Here is a 20,956-nt window from a genome sequence, read left to right on the forward strand (position 1 = left end):
GCTCCTCGATGATCAGGGTCGAATCGAGCCGGCTCAGGCCCAGCCCGCCGGCGGCCTCCGGGGTGTACAGGCCGCAAAAGCCGAGTTCGCCGGCCTGGCGTATCGTCTCCACCGGAAAGATGCTTTGGGCATCCCATTCGGCGGCGTAGGGCGCCAGCTCGCGGCGCGCGAACTGGCGCGCCGCTTCCCGGTAGGCCTGCTGGTCGTCGTTGAGTTCGAAGTCCATGGGTAACGGAATTCCCTCGGTGGCCGCGCCGGAGAGACGAGACTGCGCGGGCGAGTGGGCCCGCGAGGCATGCAGGGCGCCGCGGCGTCGATGTGCCTGACAAGGCGTTTGGCGTGCCGGATCGGGTAGCCGGTACGCCTCGTTGCTCTGTTCTAGCGATGCCCTCCGGGGCGGGACAATAGGACCTAGTGCTAAACGACCAAGGTAGGATGGCGACTAGTTGACATTAACGTCAAGGTCATGTGTTGAGAGCCGCTCATAAGGCGTTCCGAATTCTCGGCCCAGGAAGCGTCACATGAAGACGACCCGATCCACGGCAAAACCCGTCCACAAGCCGGTCTTTGCCAATGGCGACGATATCCAGATTCCCGTATTCACGCTGCTCAAGCCGGATGGCACCGCTTATGCCGGGGCGGGCAAGCCGACGCTCGACGAAGCGACCGCGCGGCGCGTCTACCGCGCCATGCTCTACACCCGCGTGCTCGACGAGCGCATGATGGCGGCCCAGCGACAGGGGCGGCTCAGTTTCTACATGCAGTGCACCGGCGAGGAGGCCGCGGTGGTCGGCAGTACGGCGGCGCTGGACGACGCCGACATGATCATGGCCCAGTACCGCGAGCAGGGAGCGCTGGCCTATCGCGGCTTCACTACCGACGAGTTCATGAACCAGCTGTTCGGCAACGAGCGCGATACCGCTCACGGTCGCCAGATGCCGATCCACTACGGCTCGCGGGATCTCCACTACCTGACGATCTCCTCGCCGCTGGCGACCCAGATTCCCCAGGCCACTGGCTACGCCTACGGTCAGAAGCTGGCCGGCCAGGGCCACTGCACGCTGGCGATCTTCGGCGAGGGCGCGGCCTCGGAAGGGGATTTCCATGCCGCGCTCAACATGGCCTCGGTGCACAAGGTGCCGGTGATCTTCCTGTGCCGCAACAACGGCTACGCCATCTCGACCCCGGTCACCGAGCAGTTTGCCGGCGACGGGGTCGCTGCCCGCGCCTTCGGCTATCGCATGCAGTCGATCCGGGTCGATGGCAACGACATCCTGGCGGTATTCGAAGCGACCCGCGAGGCCCGGCGGCTGGCGGTGGAGCACAACGAACCGGTGCTGATCGAGGCGATGACCTATCGGCTGGCGGCTCACTCCTCCTCCGACGACCCGTCCGGCTATCGCAGCAAGAAGGAGGAGGAGGCGTGGCACAAGAAGGATCCGCTGCGCCGGATGCAGCGTTGGCTGATCGATCGTGGCTGGTGGACCGAGGACGAAGAGCGCGAGCTGACCGAGTCGCTGCGCCGTGAGGTGCTCGACGGCATGAAGCAGGCCGAGAAGCGCCGCCCACCGGCGCTGGCCACGCTGATCAGCGATGTCTACGCCGAGACTCCCCCGCTGCTGCGCGAGCAGCTCGAGACGTTGAAAGCGCATATCGTCCGTCACCCCGAGGCCTATCCCAGGAGTGCGCCGTGGCTGGATGACAGCACCGAGAAGGAGGGCCAGGCATGAGTCGGATGAATCTGCTCCAGGCCGTCAACAACGCGCTGGATACCGCCATGGCCTCGGATGACCGGGTGCTCTGCTTCGGCGAGGATGTGGGGGTGTTCGGCGGCGTGTTCCGCGCCACCAGCCACCTGCAGGAGAAGTACGGCCGCGAGCGCTGCTTCAACACCCCGCTGGTGGAGCAGGGTATCGTCGGCTTCGCCAACGGTCTGGCCGCCCAGGGCTCGGTGCCGGTGGCCGAGATCCAGTTTGCCGACTACATCTTCCCCGCCTTCGATCAGCTGGTGAACGAGACCGCCAAGTTCCGCTACCGCTCCGGCAGCCTGTTCGATGTCGGCGGCCTGACCGTGCGCGCCCCCTACGGCGGCGGGATTGCCGGTGGCCACTACCATTCGCAGTCGCCGGAGGCCTATTTCGCCCACACGCCGGGGCTGACGGTGGTGGTGCCGCGCAATCCGCACCAGGCCAAGGGGCTGTTGCTGGCCTCGATCCGTTCGCCGGACCCGGTGCTCTTCTTCGAGCCCAAGCGCCTCTATCGTGCGTCGGTGGGCGAGGTGCCCGACGACGATTACGAATTGCCGCTGCGCCAGGCGGAGGTGGTCCAGGAGGGCAGCGACATCACGCTGCTGGCCTGGGGGGCGCAGATGGAGGTGATCGAACAGGCCGCCGAAATGGCCGGGAAGGAGGGCGTCTCCTGCGAGCTGATCGATCTTCGCACCATCGTGCCGTGGGATGTCGAGACCGTGGTCGAATCGGTGCTCAAGACCGGGCGGCTGATCGTCAGTCACGAGGCGCCGCTGACCGGCGGATTCGCCGCCGAGGTCGCCGCCACCATCCAGAACCGCTGTTTCCTCTATCTGGAGTCGCCGATCGAGCGCGTCACCGGGCTCGACACGCCGTTCCCGCTGACGCTCGAGAAAGAGTACATGCCGGGGCCGTTGAAGGTGCTCGACGCCATCCACCGCACGATGGATTTCTAGGAGAGGAGGCGAGATGAGCGATTTCCTGCTGCCCGATATCGGCGAAGGCATCGTCGAGTGCGAAGTGGTGAAGTGGCTGGTCAGCGAGGGCGATACCATCGCCGAGGACCAGCCTGTCGCCGAGGTGACCACCGACAAGGCCCTGGTGGAGATCCCCGCTCCCGAGGCCGGGCGCGTCACGCGGCTCTATGTCCGCGAGGGGGAGACGGCCCGGGTCCACGCGCCGCTGTTCGCCATCGAGAGCGTCGACGAGCGCGCCCGGTCCGACGCTGGCGCTCGATCCAACCATGACTCCCGATCCGACCACGACGCTCGACCACCCGAACCGATCGCCGCCACGCCCGAAGACGAAGCCCCGCAGCCGCCCGGGCCGGAAGCCGGGGAGACGGAATCGGTGGCGTCGAAGGATTTTATACTCCCCGACCTGGGCGAAGGGATCGTCGAGTGCGAGGTGGTGGCCTGGCGTGTCGAGGAGGGCGACGAGATCGCCGAGGATCAGCCGGTGGTCGAGGTCAGCACCGACAAGGCGGTGATGGAGATCACCGCCCCGGAGACGGGGCGGCTGGTGCGGCGGTATTGCCAGCTCGACGAGGTTGCCAGGGTGCACTCGCCGCTGTTCGCGTACGTGCCCCAGGCCAGCGGCAGCACTGACGAATGCAGCGATACCGACGCCATGGCGACCGGCACTGTTCCACGTGAAACCCACGCCGAGCCCCACCCGGCCCCGGCTCATCGCGTGGATAGCGGGGCCGAGTCGCGGTCAGCCGCCCGCTCGGCGCGGGATGACGCCGGCCGGAGACGCATCCCCGCCAGCCCGGCGGTACGCCGGCGGGTGCGCGAGCTCGGGGTCCGTCTCGAGGAGATTCCCGGTAGCGGCAAGGATGGCCGGGTCCTCAAGGAGGATGTGCTGGCGTTTCGGCAGCAACAGGAAAAGCAGGAGCAGCGCCCCAGGAAGGCCGAAGCGGCGGACCATCGGCTCACGACGGCTGCCGATGCTGCCTCCAGCGGCGAACGCGTCGAGCCGCTTCGCGGCGTACGTGCCGTGATGGCCAGGCGGATGAGCGAAGCGGCGTCGACGATTCCGCATTTTGCCTACGGCGACGAGTTCGACGTCACCGAGCTGCTGGCGTTGCGGGAGCGCCTGAAGGGCGATTTCGAGGCGCGCGACGAGCGGCTGACGCTGATGCCGCTGCTGATGAAGGCGCTGGCCCTGGCGGTGACGGAGTTTCCCTTGCTCAACTGCCGGCTCAATGCGGCAGCCGATGCCATCCACTACCAGGACGGCTGCCATGTCGGCATGGCGGTGGACAGCGCCAGCGGCCTGCTGGTGCCCAACGTCAAGCATGTCGAGCGGCTTAGCCTGCGCGAAGTGGCGAGCGAGGTGGAGCGCCTGACCCGGGCCGCTCGCGACGGACGGGTCGAACCGGCCGATCTCAAGGGCGGCACCATCAGCATCTCCAACATCGGCGTGCTGGGCGGCACCCATGCCATGCCGATCATCAACGCGCCGGAGGTGGCGATCGTCGCCCTCGGCCGCGTCCAGCGGCTGCCGCGCTTCGATGCCGAGGGGCGGGTGGTAGCGCGCTCGATCATGACCGTGACCTGGTCCGGCGACCACCGCGTGCTAGATGGCGGCACCATGGCGCGTTTCTGCAATCGCTGGAAGGGGTATCTGGAGGCGCCGGAAACCATGCTTGCCGACCTGCGCTGATCTCATGGCGACGTCCGGACACAAGCCCACGGAGCTGCAGCAGTTCTATATCCCCGAGGAGCAGTCGGTCTATCTGCTCAGCCAGAGCCAGGCGCGGCAGCTGCGCGAGTGGATCGGGCGCTGCCGCCGCCAGCTCGCCCAGGTCGGCTATCGCGAGGTCGAGCTGGTCGGCAAGGGGGCCTACGGCTTCGTCTTCGCGGGTATCGATGGCGCCGGCGACAGCCACGTGTTCAAGTTCACCCGCCAGAACCTGCCGCAGTCGTTCCACGAGCGCCTCGAGGAGGAGGCGTTCATGCTCGAGCAGGTGGATCATCCCCGCGTTCCCAAACTGATCGCCTACCGCACCCTGCGCCATCAGGCGATGCTGGTGATGGCGCGCGCGCCGGGTATCAACCTGGAGGAGTTCTCGCTGCGCGAAGGTCGTCTGGCGCCGCGCCTGGTGATCAAGATCGCGGCGCAGCTGGCGGACATCCTGCGCACGCTGCGCCGCGAGTCCGCCGAGGGGCGACTCGTGGTGCACGGGGATATCAAGCCCTCGAACCTGATGTTCGATGCGCGAACCGAGCAGATCGCGCTGATCGACTGGGGCTCGTCGGTCTTTGCCCAGCTCGATGCCGAGGGCCAGTTCCTGTCGCGCAACGTGATGGAGCTGATGTCCGCCGATCTGCAGCACACCAACGCCCGCATGGGTGATGTCTACTACATCGGCGGGGAGCAGCTCGAGGGCGCGCTGTCGTCGCCGCGCTTCGACGAGCAGGGTGCCGCCGCGACCCTCTATGCGCTCGCCACCGCGCAGTCCAGCCGCTTCGGCCGCGAGACGATCCCGGCCACTTCGCTGGGGCTGCCGATCGAGTTCGCCCGGGTGCTGGATGCGATGCTGAGCGAGGATCCCGCGCTGCGTCGCCGGGCCGGGGACTACTTTCTCCAGCACATGCCGCGGATTGCCCGCACGATCCTGCGGGAGACCGAGGCATCGCCGGAAACCCCGCTGGTGCCGGTGTGGGTGCGCTCGCTGGAGCAGGAGATCGAGACGGTCGTCTACAGCTCGCGCAAGGCGTTCCTGCGTGACGACCACCGCCAGGACGACGAGCGCAACGACACCCTGAGCGTGGTCAACGACGTCCAGCTCGATCGCTACTACAAGCACTTCATGCAGGGCATGGGCGATCTCGAGAAAGCGTTCCTGGTGGCGGTGGGCAGGCTGGGAAAGTATCCGGTGGTGGGCGGTCTGGCGGTACGCTGGAGCGACGCCGGCGTCGAGTTCGACACGACCCTGAGCCTCAACGAGCCGTCGCTCCGGAAGGCCTTCGTCGCGGCGGTGAACAACATGGTCACCCTGGCCCGGGCGATCCGCCGCCGCGACGGTGTGTTCAAGGCGTGCCTGTTCAACGCCCGGCGCACCCTGCACGTCGACCGCGACGATGCCTCGCGGCCGTTCGTGCCCGACACGACCTGCGCGATTCCCTACGAGGTCAGCCCGACGCCGGAACTGGAAGACGCCAGTCGCGAGCACTCCTACTTCGAGGACGGTCCGGATCCCGAGGAGTTCCTGCGGCTACCGCCGGTGATGATCGAGGCGCTGTCGCGACTCAACGCCATCCATCACACCGGGATGATCATCTTCGAGGCGCTGCCGACCCACCTGAAGATCCACAGCTACTACCGCCTGCTCGATCCGGCCCGGGAGGAGGAGTTCCGCGACTGCCTGGAGACGCTGCTGGCGGCGGTGCCGCAGATCGACGGTCTCGGCGTTTCCGGCTACATGAAGATGCCCTACAAGAACACGCGGCATTTTGCGCACCGAACGCGGCTTGCAAATAGCGGGGAGTGAATCCTCCGCCCGGCGGCGGATATGGTGCATTCTGCGCAATCTTTGCGTTTTCGGGACGCTTTACACCTCTTTTGGACGAATTCCAGGAGGAAAAAGGGAAGAAACGGGTTCGAGTCGTTATAATTCGCGCGTTTCTCTTTCAAGCGGCCCGAAGCTGCCGCCACAGCTTTCAAGCGGCCCGAAGCTGCCGCCACAGCTTTCAAGCGGCCCGAACCTGCCGCCGAAGCTAAACAGCCGGAGACGCTCCCAGGCTTCAAAAACGACACAGGGTCCGGCCTCCCGAAGGGGCGGTATTCCGACAACAGCAATACTGATGGTGAATTCATGGCCAAACAATCCCATACCCATGCGCAGTGGTCCTCCCGCACGGCCTTCGTTCTGGCAGCGACCGGTTCGGCCGTGGGGCTCGGCAACATCTGGAAATTCCCCTACATGGTGGGCGACAGCGGCGGTGCGGTCTTCGTGCTCGTCTACCTGGCCTGCATCGCGCTGATCGGGCTGCCGATCCTGGTCTCCGAGTGGCTGCTGGGCCGCCGCGGGCAGTCCAACCCGGTCAACACCATGCAGAAGCTCGGCCGCGACTCGAAGCTCTCGCCGGACTGGGTGCTGGTGGGGATCGCCGGCGTGCTGGGCTCGTTCCTGATTCTCTCTTTCTACAGCGTGGTGGGCGGCTGGTCGCTCAACTACACCTGGAGCACGCTGACCGGCGACCTCGGTAACTCCAGCGGCGTCAGCGTGGGTGACTACTTCACCACCCTGCTGGGCCAGCCGGGCACGCTGCTGTTCTGGCACACGCTGTTCATGCTGCTGACCTTCGGCATCGTCGCTGGCGGCGTCAAGGGGGGCCTGGAGCGCGCGGCCAAGTGGCTGATGCCGTTGTTGATCGTGGCGCTGGTCGTGCTGATCGGCTTCGGCATGTCCACCTCGGGCTTTGGCCAGGCGGCCGAGTTCATGTTCTCGCCGGACTGGAGCAAGCTCAACGGCGGCGTCATCCTCGCGGCGCTGGGCCACGCCTTCTTCACCCTGTCGCTGGGCATGGGGATCATGATGGCCTACGGCTCCTACCTGGGTCAGGAGGTCGATCTGATCAAGACCGCGCGCACCGTGGTGATCCTGGATACGGTCATCGCGCTCGGCGCCGGCATGGCGATCTTTCCGGTGGTGTTCGCCAACGGCCTGGATCCGAGTGCCGGGCCGGGGCTGCTGTTCGTGACCCTGCCGCTGGCCTTCATCGACATGCCCTGGGGGTTGGCGTTCGGTACGATTTTCTTCGCGCTGCTGACCGTGGCCGCGATCACCTCGGCGATCTCGCTGCTGGAGCCGGTGACGGAATTTCTGGAGGAGCGTACCCGGCTGTCGCGCGTTGCCTCGGCTTTCGTTGCGGCGCTGTCGACCTGGGCGCTGGGTATTGCCGCGCTGCTGGCGTTCAACGTCTGGTCAGGGTTCCAGCCGTTCGGCTTCAACGTCTTCGACCTGCTCGACGCGCTCACCAGCAAGCTGATGCTGCCGCTGACGGGGCTGGCCGCGATCGTCTTCACCGCCTGGTTCCTGGACAGCGACGACGTCAAGCAGGAGCTGGGCCTGGGTCCGAAAGGACGGGTGGTATGGCACTACGTATCGCGTTATGTCGCCCCCATCGGCGTGATCGTGGTGTTCTTCAACAGCCTGTAGCGGACCCTCCGTCACGTCTCGGGGCGTGCTTCGGGGCGTGATGGGAACTTCCCCGTCGGCGAGGGTTCCGGCGGGGCAGGCAGCGGCCGTTGTCCGAGGACAACGGCCGCTGATCGTTGGGGCAGGGGCGCCGTCGACCGGATGCTATCCGGGCAGCTATTCAGGTAATTCTGCGATCTCTTCCGCCAACTGGCGCTTCTCCTGGCGCTGCTCGATGCCACGCCGGGCCTTGAGGTAACGCACGGCTGCCCTGCGCTTGCGCCGCTCGTGCTCGTTGACTTCCAACGTCATGAAAATATCGAGAATTTCGCTCTTCAGGGTGTGAAGATGTTCGATGTCCTTCATTGATCGAATCTCCTGGCATCCTCGGAACTGTCGGTTTTGCGCCCGACATGCATACTATACTCAACTTTACAAGATAATGACGATCCACTTTTTTCATGCTTTCAACGCGCCGTGCCGGCGTGTTCCGCCAGCCCGACTCGGGCATACTAGGTTTCGAACTTTCGATCGAAACCCAGAGAAGCGAGACCGCCTGATGTCGCCATTCGAGGGCCAGCCATGAGCCGTTCGCTGTTCGATGAATTGCGCGTTCACATGGATCGTCTGCGTCGCTCCGAGCAGAAGGTGGCGCGGTTCGTGCTGCGCAATCCGGAAGAGGTGATCCTGATGCGGATCACCGATCTGGCCAGCGAGGCGCAGGTCAGCGAGCCCACGGTGGTGCGCTTCTGTCGCGCCATGGGCATGGCCGGGTTCCAGGAGTTCAAGCTGAAGCTGGCGCAGATGATGGCCAAGGGCAGCCAGTACGCCCAGTTCACCATGAACGATGGCGATAGCGTGGCCGAGTTCTCCCATGGCATCTTCGACAGCACCATCGAGACGCTGGAGCGGGTCCGTGACGGCCTGGACAACGAGGCGCTGGGCAAGGCGATCGCCGCACTGGCGGTCGCTAATCGGGTCGAGTTCTACGGTTACGGCGCCTCGGGGGTGGTCGCGGCCGACGCCCAGCACAAGTTCTTCCGCCTCCAGATCCAGACTTCCGCCTACGCCGACCCGCACATGCAGGCGATGTCCGCCGCCACCCTGAAGGCGGGCGATGTGGTGGTGGCGATCTCCCAGACCGGCCGCACCCGGGCGTTGATCGCCAGCGCCAAGACTGCCGTCAAGGCCGGTGCCACCGTGATTGGCCTGTGCCCCAGCGATTCGCCGCTGGCCCGCGAGGTGACCCTGTCGTTGCCGGTGGATGTCCAGGAAGATACCGAGGTCTACATTCCGATGACCTCGCGCATCGCCCACCTGTTGACCATCGACGTGCTCGCCGTCGGCGTGGCCAAGAACCGCGGGCCGCAGATCACCGATCAGCTCAAGGCGATCAAGCGCAGCCTGGGGTCTCTGAGGGTTTCCAACAGCGTCTCCTGAGCCGCTCGCATCCTGGAAAACGTCGCTTGAGGTGGCGTTTTTTTACGTCTCGAATACTGTATATATAGACAGTATCCGTGTTCTGAGTGACACTGGTGGCAATGATTCAACTCTCCCGAGCACCGCCATGTCGTCACTCGCTTCCTGCTGTTTTCGATGGCTACCGCTGCCACCCCTCGCCAAGGAGGCCGGCCGATGAGCAGCCTGGAGACCCTGCTCGACAGCCGCCAGGTCTGGCGTGCCCAGACCAATACCGCTGGCGATCGAGGCGAGGCGATTGCCAGCGGCCACGCCGCTCGATGCGCTCCTGCCGGGCGGTGGCTGGCCACCGGCCGCGATCAGCGAGCTGCTGTCGAGCGGCGCCGGCAACGGGGAGCTGGCCCTGCTGTGGCCGGTGCTCTCGCGCCTGACACGGCAAGGCCGGCCGATAGTGCTGGTCTCGCCGCCGGGGGCGCCGTACCCGGCGGCGTGGCGGCGGGCGGGAGTGGTGCTGGAGCAGTGTCACTGGCTCGACGTGCAGGGACGCGAGGCGCTCTGGGCGACGGAGCAGTGCCTGCGCGCCGGCTGTTGTGGCGCGGTCGTAGCCTGGCTGGCGCAGGCCGATGGCCGTCTCATGCGCCGGTTGCAAGTGGCGGCGGCAAGCGGAGATACGCTGGCCTTCGTGCATCGGCCGCTGGCGAAAGTGGCCGAGGCATCGCCGGCGCCGCTGCGGCTGCGGTTGCACCGGCATGCCGAGCTGGAGGTCCTCAAGTGTCGCGGCGGCCTTGCGCCCTCGCGACGGATCGCCTTCGGCGGCGGGGCGTGACGCCATGCGCTGGGTCTGCCTGCTGTTTCCGCGCCTGGCGCTGGAGGGCGCATTACGCCGCCGCCCCGACCCCGAGGCTCCGTTCGCACTGATCGACGGGCCGGTGCAGCGCCAGTGCATCCGCGCCGCCAATCGCGCCGCCCGGGAGCGTGGTGTCAGGCCTGGGCAGGCGCTGGGCTTCGCCGAAGCGCTGTGTAACGCGCCGCTTTTTAAGGCGCCCGACGCCGCGCCGCTTTCCAAGGCGCCCAACTCCGCGCCAGATAGGGGGTCTCGATCCGGTTCGAGTCAGCGGCTCGAGACGGCGCCGTTCGATGCCGAGTCCGTCGAGCGCTGGCGCCGACGGCTGGCGACCTGGGCCTACGGTTTCAGCGCCCAGGTCAGCCTTCACTACCCGCATGCGCTGGTGTTCGAGGTCGCCAGCAGTCTCGATCTGCTCGGCCCCTGGCCACGGCTGGAGGCGCGTCTGCGCGGGGAACTCGGCGAGCTCGGCTTTTCGCATCGACTGGTGATCGCCCCCAACCCGGCGGCAGCACGGGTACTGGTCAACGTCCATGACGGGCTGGCGGTGGACGAGAACGGGCTGGAGTCGGCGTTGGCAACGCTGCGTCTCGATCGGGCGGGGTTGGCGGGCATCGATTCCGACCGTGACATCGTGCAGACCCTGAATCGCAGCGGTTTCCAGCGCCTGGGCGAGCTGTTCGCCCTGCCGCGCAGCGCCCTGGCCCGACGTTTCGGTGGCGGCCTGATGCGCCACCTGGGCGAACTGCGTGGAGAGTGGCCGCTGGCGCTGGATTACCACCGCCCGACGCCGCGGTTTTCCCGCACCTTCGAATTCGATCAGCCGGTGCATGCCATTGCTGGCCTGGCCTTCCCGCTAAAGCGCCTGTTGCAGGAACTGAGCGTGTTCCTGGTCGGCCAGGATGCCGGTGTCGAGCGGTTTCGTCTGCAGTTCGGCCTGGAGGGGGGTAGCGTGCAGCATGTCGGGATCGGGCTGCTGGCGGTACAGCGCGACCCTGACACGTTGCTCGAGCTGGCCCGTGCCCACCTGGAGCGCGTGCGTCTCGAAGGCCCCGTGCTCTCGCTGACGCTCTTCGCGCCTCGGCTCTCCGACTATGCGCCGACACGACGGGAGTTGCTGGAGGGGCCGGCGCGTCAGGCCCAGGCCTGGGCGGCACTGCACCAGCGTCTGGTGGCCCGGCTGGGAGAATCGGCGCTCAGGCCGCTGGTCGAACATCGCGAGCATCGCCCGGAGATGGCGGTGCTGAACGGTGCCGGGCCACGGGCGCGCGATGCCAGCGCCGGCCCGTCGCGTCCCGGCTGGCTCGTCCCTGCGCCGCAGCGCTGCGACGGCGACGTAGTGCAACTGCTGGCAGGGCCGGAGCGCATCGAGAGCGGCTGGTGGGACGGTGGCGACATCCGGCGCGACTACTACCTGGCCCAGTGGGTCGATGGTCGCCACGCCTGGGTCTGGTGCGAGCCGGGGCGACAGGGTTGGTATCTGCACGGGTGGTTCGGATGAACGATGGCTTTTCATCGCGGCCCGACGCTGCCGCCTTATCGCGGCCCGACGCTGCCGCTTCGGACGCCTGTAGGATCGACGCGGATTCGGGGGCCCGAGAGCCAATAGGCGCGGGTGCGGGCGCCTGTAGAATCGGCGCGGGTGCGGGCGCCTTTAAAGACCCCTACGCCGAGCTGCACTGCCTCTCCGCGTTCAGCTTCCAGCGCGGTGCCTCCACCGCGGATGAACTGTTCGAGCGCGCGGCCCGGCACGGCTATCGTGCCCTGGCGATCACCGACGAAGCCACGCTGGCCGGCATCGTGCGCGGCTGGCAGGCGGCGCGTGAGTACGGCATCGACCTGATCGTCGGCGCGGAGTTTCGTACCGAATGCGGCATCAAGCTGGTGCTGCTGGTGGAGAACCGGCGTGGCTACGAGGCGCTATGTGGCTTGATCACCCGCGTTCGCGGCCGCGCGCCCAAGGGCGAATATCGGCTGCTCGCAACGGATCTCGACGAACTCGATGGCGGTGACGGCCTGTTCGCGCTGTGGATCCCCGGTGCCGTGCCGGATCGCGAGGTGGGTGATCATAAGGTGGGCGAGCGGCTGGCCCGCCTCTTTCCCCACCGGCTGTGGCTGGCGGTGGAGCTGCACTACGGCTTCGAGCAGGGCTGCGACAACGCGGCGCGCCTGGCCCGACTGCAGGCCCTGGCCGCGTCGCTGGACATTCCGGCAGTGGCGACGGGGGACGTCCACATGCACGCGCGGGGCCGGCGGGCACTGCAGGACTGCCTGACCGCCATTCGCCATCACCACAGCGTGTTCGAGGCGGGCGATATCCTGTTTGCCAATGGCGAGCGCCATCTGCGCAGCCGCGACGCGCTGTCCGCGATCTATCCCGCCGGGCTGATGGCCGAGAGCGTGGCCTTGGCGGCGCGCTGCCGGTTCGATCTCGGCGAGCTTCGCTACACCTATCCTCACGAGGTGGTGCCGGCCGGCAAGACGCCGGCCGAATGGCTGCGCGAGCTGACGGCTCAAGGCTGCCAACGACGCTGGCCGGATGGCGCGCCGGAGAAGGTCGCCCGGCAGATCGACCATGAGCTCACGCTGATCGAGGAGCTCGGCTACGAGCACTATTTCCTCACCGTGCACGACATCGTCGACTTCGCGCGGCGGCAGCAGATCCTGTGCCAGGGGCGCGGCTCGGCGGCCAACTCGGCGGTCTGCTACGCGCTGGGGATCACCGAGATCGATCCGTCGCACACGGCGCTGCTGTTCGAGCGCTTCATCTCCCGCGAGCGCGACGAACCGCCGGATATCGATGTCGATTTCGAACACGAGCGCCGCGAAGAGGTGATCCAGTACGTTTTCCGCCGCTACGGGCGGCACCGGGCGGCGCTGACCGCCGTGGTCAGCCATTACCATGCCGCCGGGGCGATACGGGATATCGGCCGGGCGCTGGGTTTCGCACCGGAGCGGATCGATCGGCTGGCCCGCTGTGCCGGGCGCTGGACCGATCACATACCCGACGAGACGCGGCTGCGCGAGCAGGGCTTCGAGCCCGACGAGCCGGCGCTGCAACGGCTGCTGGTGCTGGCCGGCACGCTCATCGGCTTTCCGCGCCATCTCTCCCAGCATCCGGGGGGCTTCGTGATTTCGGATGCGCCGCTGCAGACGCTGGTGCCGGTGGAAAACGCCGCCATGCCGGAGCGCACCGTGATCCAGTGGGACAAGGACGATCTCGACCTGGTCGGCCTGCTCAAGGTCGACGTGCTGTCGCTGGGCATGCTGACGGTGCTGCGGCGAAGCCTGGACCTGCTGCGCCGGCATCGCGGACTCGACTACGAGCTGGCGACGATTCCCAAGGAGTGCGGCGAGACCTACGCCATGATCCAGCGCGCCGACACCATCGGCGTGTTCCAGATCGAATCCCGCGCGCAGATGGCGATGCTGCCGCGGCTCAGGCCGGCCAAGTTCTACGACCTGGTGATCGAAGTGGCGATCGTGCGCCCCGGGCCGATCCAGGGCGACATGGTCCACCCCTACCTCAGGCGGCGTAACGGCGAGGAGCCGATCACCTATCCGTCACAGGCATTCAAGGACGCCTTCGAACGCACCCTGGGCGTACCGCTGTTCCAGGAACAGGTGATGGCACTGGCGGTGGAAGCGGCGGGTTACAGCCCCGGCGAGGCCGATCAGCTGCGCCGGTCGATGGCGGCGTGGAAGCGCCACGGCGGGCTCGAGCCCCATCGCCAGCGGATCGTCGAGGGCATGCTCGAGCGCGGCTACGAGCTGAGCTTCGCCGAGCGCATCTTCGAGCAGATCAAGGGCTTCGGCAGCTACGGCTTTCCCGAATCCCACGCCGCCAGCTTCGCCCTGCTCACCTACGCCAGCTGCTGGTTCAAGTGTCACGAGCCGGCGATCTTCGCCTGCGCCCTGATCAACAGCTGGCCGATGGGCTTCTATTCGCCGGACCAGGTGCTGCAGGACGCCCGCCGCCACGGCGTCGAAGTGCGCCCGGTCGATATCCGAGTCAGCCAGTGGGAGAGCATGCTGGAGGTTGCCCCTACCAGCACCGGCAGGTTGGCGATCCGGCTCGGGCTGCACATGATCAAGGGCCTGGCCGGGAGCGACGGCCAACGGCTGCTGGCGGCGCGCGACACGCCCGGCTGCGATAGCGTCGAACGCCTGGCGGCGCGATCCGGGGTCAGGCGGGCGGTGCTCTCGCGGCTCGCCGACGCCGGCGCGCTGGAAGGGTTGGCCGGAGATCGTCATCGGGCGCGCTGGGCCACGGCCGGGATCGAGGCTTCGCTGCCACTGTTCTCCCAAGATGGTGCCGAGGTCGATAGCGAAGAGGAGACGCTCGCGCTACCGGCCATCGAGGTCGGCGAGGCGATCAAGGCGGACTACGCCGCGCTCGGCACCACGCTGGGGCCGCATCCGATGTCGCTGCTGCGCCAGCGCTACCGCGCGGAGGGTTCCCGCGGTCTGGGCGGCGTGGTGGATTCGAAACGCCTCACCGAGCTACCGAGCGACATCGGCGTGGCGATCGCCGGGCTGGTGGTCGGGCGGCAGCGTCCCGGTTCCGCCAAAGGGGTGACTTTTCTCACCCTCGAGGACGAATTCGGCATGGTCAATGTCGTGGTCTGGCCGCGGCTGGCCGTGCGCTATCGCCGTATCCTGCTCGAATCCCGACTGCTGCGGGTGACCGGCAGGCTGGAGAGCCAGGAGGGCGTGCGTCATATCATCGCCAAACGTCTGGTCGACCTTACCGGCCTGCTTGAGGGGCTGAGTACGCGCAGCCGGGATTTTCACTGATCCGAGCTACGAGCTACGAGCTACGAGCGAAAGGAAAGCGTAAAACGTCACGACCGGCTTCAGGCCGCCCTGGAGCGACAGTGAGTGTCAACCGAAACGGGGGCCGGCGAGTCGCGAGCCACTGGCCGAGCGGGGCTGAACTATGGTTAGGTGCTGAACTGGGATTGGGTATTGAACCAACCCGCCGCGCGACCTGTCTTCAATCATGGTGCGGCAAAGACCGATGATGACGTTTGTCTTTCAATCACTTGAATTGTCTTTCAATCATAAGAGGCGGCTGATTTATGGAGAGCATTGGCGTAGGGCCCTGGATTGCCATCGCGGTAGCCGTGGGCGCCGTTGGCGTATTGGTCGGCTACTGGCTGGGTACCAAGATGGGTGGCCACAACACCGAACCGATGCGCGAACTCAACCGCGAACACACCGCCTACAAGGAGGACGTGCGCGAGCATTTCGAGCAGGTCTCCGCGACCATGACCCGCATGGTGGAGGACTACCGCGAGATGTATCACCACGTCGCCAAGGGGGCCGAGAAGCTCGCCGACATGCATCACGAGACGGTGATCGAGCCGCCGCCCAAGCCCGAGGCAATCACCCAGGAGAGGCCGACCGACGGCGAGGAGCGCGATACCTCGACTGCCGACGAAAACCGCGAGACAGCGACAGCGGCGACCTCCAACGCTTCTCCCGCATCGGCTTCCCGGGCAACGGGTCCAGCAAAGACGTCCTCGGCCACGGCGGCCACGGCGTCCGGCGCGGCGGCGAAATCCTCCGCGTCCCCCTCGGCGATCGGTGCCGCTGGCTCCGGGGCGGCGTCATCCGCGTCCGCGCGCCCGCAGGACGCGGCGATCCGCGCCGCCGCCGAGGATGCCGCCACGGCGCAGAAGCGCTGACCTTACCCGCGCCAGTCAGCCGTCGCGGGCGTCATGTCAGGTGGAGCGGGCCGGCTATGTTAAGCTGGCGCGCTCTTCTCTATTTCCAGCAGCAGGCCCCGCACGGTTCCCAATGGATGATGTCTCGCCACTAATCGACTCCCTCAACGCCAATCAGCGCGAGGCCGTCGCTGCGCCGCCCGGCAACATGCTGGTGCTGGCCGGTGCCGGCTCGGGCAAGACCCGGGTGCTGGTGCACCGGATCGCCTGGCTGATGCAGGCCGAGGGCGTATCTCCCTACGCCATTCTGGCGGTGACCTTCACCAACAAGGCCGCCCGCGAGATGCGGACGCGTCTCGAGGCGCTGCAGGGCGCGACGCTGCGCAACATGTGGGTCGGCACCTTCCACTCCATCGCCCACCGCCTGCTGCGCACCCACTGGCACGATGCCCGTCTGCCCCAGCATTTCCAGATCATCGACAGCGACGACCAGCTGCGGCTGGTCAAGCGCCTGCTGCGGGACCACAACGTCGACGACGAGCGCTATCCGCCCAAGCAGGTGCAGTATTTCATCGGTGGCTGCAAGGAGGAGGGGCTGCGTCCGCAGCAGGTGGCGACCCATGGAGACCCGTACATGGCCAAGATGGTAGAGCTCTACGAGCTCTACCAGTTGACCTGCGAGCGCGGCGGACTGGTCGACTTCGGCGAGCTGCTGCTGCGCAGCCTGGAGCTGCTGCGCGATACGCCGGCGCTGCTCAAGCACTATCGCGAACGCTTCGGCCATATCCTGGTCGACGAGTTCCAGGACACCAACACCCTGCAGTACGCCTGGCTCAAGCTGCTGGCCGGCGGCGAGGGGGATGCCGACCGCGCGGCCATGATCGTGGTCGGCGACGACGACCAGTCGATCTACGGCTGGCGCGGGGCCAAGGTCGAGAACATTCGCCGCTTCGAGAGCGAATTCGCCAATACCCGGACGGTCCGCCTGGAGCAGAACTATCGCTCCACCAGCGCCATCCTGGATGCCGCCAACGCGCTGATCAGTCACAACAGCGGGCGCATGGGCAAGGAGCTGTGGACCGACGGCGACACCGGCGACAAGATTTCGGTCTATGCCGGCTTCAATGATCTCGACGAGGCGCGCTTCATCGTCGATACCATCGGCGAGCAGGGCCGCAACGGCTTCGCGCGCCGCGAGATTGCGATTCTCTACCGCTCCAACGCCCAGTCCCGGGTGATCGAGGAGGCGCTGATCCGCAGCGGGGTGCCGTATCGCATCTACGGCGGCCAGCGCTTCTATGAACGCCTCGAGATCAAGAACGCGCTGGCCTACCTGCGGCTGCTGCTCAATCGCGAGGACGACGCTTCGCTGGAACGGGTGATCAACGTGCCGCCTCGCGGGATCGGAACGCGCACGGTGGAGATCCTGCGTCATCGCGCCCGCGACACCAACGTGTCGCTGTGGCAGGCGCTGCACGACAGCCTGAGCGACGGCACGCTCAAGGGCCGCGCCGGCAATGCGCTCAACGTCTTCGCCGAGCTGATCGAGCGCCTCGACAACGACACCGCCGGCATGGCGCTCTACGAGATCATCGATCACGTCATCCAGAGCTCCGGCCTGATCGAGCACCATCGCAGCGAGAAGGGCGAGAAGGGCCAGGCGCGGGTCGAGAACCTCGAGGAGCTGATCAACGCGGCGCGGGCGTTCTCGCAGAGTGCGCAGGCCAACCCGATCGACCTGCAAGAAGTCGGCGAAGGCGCCGCGGCGCTGGAGCCGTTCCTGGCCGAGGCGGCGCTCAATGCCGGCGATCACGAAGCCGACGAGTTCGAAGATTGCGTCCAGATGATGACGCTGCACTCGGCCAAGGGGCTGGAATTCCCGGTGGTGTTCGTGGCGGGTATCGAAGAGGGGCTGTTCCCGCACAAGATGTCGCTGGAAGAGCCGGGACGCCTCGAGGAGGAGCGCCGGCTCTGCTATGTCGGCATGACCCGCGCCATGCGCAAGCTCTATCTCACCTATGCCGAGATTCGCCGACTGCATGGCCGCGAGACCATGGCGCGACCCTCGCGGTTCTTGCGGGAAGTCCCCGAGGAGCTGCTCGAGGAGGTGCGCCTGCGCGGCCAGATATCGCGACCGGTGACCTCCCGGCCGGACGTTGGCCCGGCACGCCAGCAGGGCATCGAAGGCGGCGATGATCTGCCATCGCTGTCGCTCGGCCAGCGCGTCAGCCATCCGCTGTTCGGCGAAGGCGTGATCCTCGATGCCGAGGGCGAAGGGGCGCGGGCCCGGGTGCATGTCAGTTTCGAGGGCGAGGGAGACAAGTGGCTGGTACTGGGGTTCGCCAAACTGACCCCGCTGTGAATCCGTCATCGTCACGAAGTTGCAACAATTTCGTGCGATGATCACGGTCATAGGTGTCTCTACGCCTGTCGCGTCCGGACCATCGAAACTAGATCCTCGATGGCAGACTCAGCTGCCCAAGCCACCGTGTCAGATACGTCAACGCCCCCAGACAAGCCGTCGGAGTCACGCATGGATATCACCAGCGATACCCACAGTCAGCACATCTCGCAGCAGTACAACCAGGATCTCGAGACCATCAAGACCCAACTGATGGCCATGGGCGGACTGGTCGAGAAGCAGCTCCAGGAAGCCCTTGCGGCGCTGCTGGAGGGCGATAGCCAACTGGCTATCCGGGTGCGCGACAACGATACCAGCGTCAACGACATGCAGCTCAAGATCGACGAGGAGTGCGTGCGGATTCTGGCGCGTCGCCAGCCGGCCGCCTCCGATCTGCGCCTGGTCATCGCGGTCATCCGGGCCACCAACGATCTCGAACGGATGGGCGATGAAGCCAACAAGATCGCGCGCAATGCGCTCGATCTGATCGAATCGGGGCGCATTCCCCAGGGCAGCGTAGAGATCCGCCACATCAGTGAACACGTGCGCAGCATGCTGCGTGATTCGCTGACCGCCTTCGCGCGTTTCGATACCGAGCTGGCCTTGAAGGTGGTTCAGGAAGACGCCTCGGTGGACAGCGAGTACACCACCGCCATGCGGTCGCTGGCGACCTTCATGATGGAGGATTCCCGCTCCATCGGTGCCGTGCTGAGCGTCATGACGGTACTGCGCGCGCTGGAGCGGATCGGCGATCACGCCGACAACCTGGCCGAGCACGTCATCTACCTGGTGAAGGGGCGCGACATTCGCCATACCGCGGTGGAAGAGCTCGATCGGGAAGCCCTGGGACGAAGCGATAAGCGCTAGAGGCCCCGCCGCTCGCCGTCGGGTGATCGCGCTCGGTCAGGATTGACGCCGCGCCGCAAGGACTGTGTTAGCGTGTCGATCACGCAACACTTTGTCTGGTCGACGGATTCAGCATGATCTATTCCCTGCAAGCGATTATCCAAGGCACGCGCCTGGTGTTCGAACCCGGGCTGCGCCGCTTCGTGATCGGCCCGGTTCTGGTCAACCTGCTGCTGTATGGCGGCACGCTCTTCTATCTCTTCGAGAATTTCGGCGGCTGGCTCGACTACGGCATGCGCCAGATACCCGGCTGGCTGACCTGGCTCGAGTGGCTGATCTGGCCGCTGCTGGTCGTCGCCCTGGCGCTGATCGTCTTCTTCACCTTCACCCTGGTCTCCAACCTGATCGCGGCGCCGTTCTACGGTTTCCTGGCCGAAAAGGTGGAAACCCGGGTTACCGGGCGCCCACCGAGCGACGAGCGCGGGTTGATGAAGGCCGGCGTCGATGCGCTGGGGCGGGAACTGGTCAAGCTAGGTTACATCCTGCCGCGTATGGCGGTGCTGTTCCTGCTGGGGTTCGTGCCGGGACTGAACCTGATCACGCCGTTTCTGTGGGCGGCGTTCTCGGCCTGGATGATGGCCGTCCAGTATCTCGATTACCCGATGGACAACAATCAGGTCGGCTTCACCGACATGCTCCGCCGCCTGCGCGGGCGCTGGTGGCCGACGTTGACCTACGGCGCCTGCATGTCGGTGGCGACCTGGGTTCCGGTACTCAACCTGATTCTGCTGCCCGGCGGCGTTGCCGGTGGCGTGATGCTATGGGATCGCTACTACCGCTCCATGGTGCCGGCCACCCGTCGATAGCGCGCTGCAGGCGCACGCCGACGGAAGCCGGGATCGACAAGAAAAATGGCGGATGGGGTTGAAAGCCGCCGCAGGACACGCCATCTAGATTGGACGACAGGGAGATTTGCCGAAGCTGCGCAACCGGCCTCGCCAAGGCTTCGGAAAATCTTTTTGAAATCAAGGTGATATTTTATCGTGGCAACGCTGCGCGAAGATCGGGCTTGCTTGACACCGCGACGCGTTGCTCACTATTTTGATTCACCCGAGAGGCGCCCACGTCGGGCAATGCCTCCTCATGAAAGGGAGTTTTGATCATGGCTCATAGCTTACCGTCGCTACCCTACGCCTATGACGCGCTGGAACCCAAGATCGACGCGATGACGATGGAGATTCACCACACTCGTCACCATCAGACCTACATCAACAACCTCAATGCCGCACTGGAAGGTACGGGGCTCGAGGATGTGCCGGTCGACAAGCTGATGGCCGATATCGACAAGGTGCCGCAGGACAAGCGCCAGGCTGTCATCAACAACGGTGGCGGCCATGCCAACCACTCCCTGTTCTGGACCGTGATGTCCAAGGATGGCGGTGGCGAGCCGACCGGCAAGGTGGGCGAAGCCATCCAGAGCGAGCTGGGCGGCTACGAGACCTTCAAGGAAGAGTTCAAGAAAGCGGCTACCGGTCGTTTCGGTAGTGGCTGGGCTTGGCTGGTGGTGACGCCGGAGAAGAAGCTCAAGGTCATCAACACCCTGAACCAGGACAGCCCGCTGATGGAAGGTCTGACGCCGATTCTGGGGCTGGACGTGTGGGAACACGCCTACTATCTGAAGTATCAGAACAAGCGTCCGGACTATATCGCAGCGTTCTTCGACGTCATCAACTGGGATGAAGTCAACCGCCGCTACGCCGAAGCCATCGCCTGATCGACAGGCCGATGTTACCGGCGTAAGCCGTCCCAAGATGCCTCCGCTCCCCGGGGGCATCTTGCGTTGATTCCCGCCTCGGCAAGGATTCCCCCCTCAGCGGCTTT

General features: G+C 66.1%; 16 protein-coding genes. 14 read left to right on the plus strand and 2 right to left on the minus strand.

Annotated elements, in window-relative coordinates; all coding sequences use genetic code 11:
• On the minus strand, positions 1–226 hold a 226-nt coding region (locus tag Q0602_RS13210), incomplete at its 3' end, for an acyl-CoA dehydrogenase family protein (RefSeq protein ID WP_298844047.1).
• Positions 227–521: 295 nt separating this feature from the next.
• On the opposite strand from Q0602_RS13210, the gene Q0602_RS13215 reads away from it, so the two are divergent.
• The 5 genes from Q0602_RS13215 to Q0602_RS13235 all read left to right on the plus strand — a co-directional run bounded on the left by Q0602_RS13215 (position 522) and on the right by Q0602_RS13235 (position 7,917).
• The gene (locus Q0602_RS13215) at positions 522–1,730 is read left to right on the plus strand and encodes a thiamine pyrophosphate-dependent dehydrogenase E1 component subunit alpha (protein ID WP_149435185.1); all 1,209 of its coding nucleotides are present in this window, start codon (positions 522–524) and stop codon (positions 1,728–1,730) included.
• Entirely contained in the window at positions 1,727–2,704 is a 978-nt protein-coding gene (locus Q0602_RS13220; RefSeq protein ID WP_295035403.1) for a transketolase C-terminal domain-containing protein, read from the plus strand. The genes Q0602_RS13215 and Q0602_RS13220 overlap by 4 nt, the downstream gene beginning before the upstream one ends.
• Positions 2,705–2,717: 13 nt before the next feature.
• Positions 2,718–4,415, plus strand: a complete 1,698-nt coding sequence (locus tag Q0602_RS13225; RefSeq protein ID WP_298844050.1) for a dihydrolipoyllysine-residue acetyltransferase — start codon at positions 2,718–2,720, stop codon at positions 4,413–4,415.
• Positions 4,416–4,419: 4 nt separating this feature from the next.
• Positions 4,420–6,246, plus strand: coding sequence for a phosphotransferase (locus tag Q0602_RS13230; RefSeq protein WP_298844085.1), 1,827 nt, complete (start codon positions 4,420–4,422; stop codon positions 6,244–6,246).
• A gap of 324 nt (positions 6,247–6,570) precedes the next feature.
• Positions 6,571–7,917 (plus strand): sodium-dependent transporter, encoded by a 1,347-nt coding sequence (locus tag Q0602_RS13235; protein ID WP_295035399.1) that lies wholly within the window; start codon positions 6,571–6,573, stop codon positions 7,915–7,917.
• A gap of 156 nt (positions 7,918–8,073) precedes the next feature.
• Here Q0602_RS13235 and Q0602_RS13240 read toward each other — a convergent pair whose 3' ends face one another.
• Positions 8,074–8,262: a PA3496 family putative envelope integrity protein gene (locus Q0602_RS13240; RefSeq protein WP_295035398.1), complete on the minus strand. Its 189-nt coding sequence runs from the start codon at positions 8,260–8,262 to the stop codon at positions 8,074–8,076.
• Between the two features lie 216 nt (positions 8,263–8,478).
• Between Q0602_RS13240 and hexR the strand changes: the two genes are divergently transcribed.
• The 9 genes from hexR (at position 8,479) to Q0602_RS13285 (ending at position 20,849) form a co-directional block, all read left to right on the plus strand.
• The gene (hexR, locus tag Q0602_RS13245; RefSeq protein ID WP_295035396.1) at positions 8,479–9,336 is read left to right on the plus strand and encodes a transcriptional regulator HexR; all 858 of its coding nucleotides are present in this window, start codon (positions 8,479–8,481) and stop codon (positions 9,334–9,336) included.
• A 238-nt stretch (positions 9,337–9,574) separates the two neighbouring features.
• Positions 9,575–10,141, plus strand: a complete 567-nt coding sequence (gene imuA, locus Q0602_RS13250) for a translesion DNA synthesis-associated protein ImuA (protein WP_298844052.1) — start codon at positions 9,575–9,577, stop codon at positions 10,139–10,141.
• Between the two features lie 4 nt (positions 10,142–10,145).
• The gene (locus Q0602_RS13255; protein WP_298844054.1) at positions 10,146–11,660 is read left to right on the plus strand and encodes a DNA polymerase Y family protein; all 1,515 of its coding nucleotides are present in this window, start codon (positions 10,146–10,148) and stop codon (positions 11,658–11,660) included.
• Positions 11,657–14,956: an error-prone DNA polymerase gene (locus tag Q0602_RS13260; protein ID WP_298844056.1), complete on the plus strand. Its 3,300-nt coding sequence runs from the start codon at positions 11,657–11,659 to the stop codon at positions 14,954–14,956. Before Q0602_RS13255 ends, Q0602_RS13260 begins: the two co-directional genes overlap by 4 nt.
• A gap of 284 nt (positions 14,957–15,240) precedes the next feature.
• Positions 15,241–15,849, plus strand: coding sequence for a DUF1043 family protein (locus Q0602_RS13265; protein ID WP_298844057.1), 609 nt, complete (start codon positions 15,241–15,243; stop codon positions 15,847–15,849).
• 112 nt (positions 15,850–15,961) lie between these two features.
• Entirely contained in the window at positions 15,962–18,190 is a 2,229-nt protein-coding gene (gene uvrD / locus Q0602_RS13270; RefSeq protein ID WP_298844059.1) for a DNA helicase II, read from the plus strand.
• 171 nt (positions 18,191–18,361) lie between these two features.
• Positions 18,362–19,096 (plus strand): phosphate signaling complex protein PhoU, encoded by a 735-nt coding sequence (gene phoU / locus Q0602_RS13275; protein ID WP_295035384.1) that lies wholly within the window; start codon positions 18,362–18,364, stop codon positions 19,094–19,096.
• 113 nt (positions 19,097–19,209) lie between these two features.
• Entirely contained in the window at positions 19,210–19,941 is a 732-nt protein-coding gene (gene cysZ, locus Q0602_RS13280; protein ID WP_298844063.1) for a sulfate transporter CysZ, read from the plus strand.
• A gap of 296 nt (positions 19,942–20,237) precedes the next feature.
• Complete coding sequence (locus Q0602_RS13285; protein ID WP_298844066.1) at positions 20,238–20,849, plus strand: superoxide dismutase; 612 nt, start codon at positions 20,238–20,240, stop codon at positions 20,847–20,849.
• Positions 20,850–20,956 lie beyond the last annotated feature (107 nt).

Origin of the sequence: uncultured Salinicola sp. (assembly GCF_937921195.1) — a bacterium.
Lineage (GTDB): Bacteria > Pseudomonadota > Gammaproteobacteria > Pseudomonadales > Halomonadaceae > Salinicola.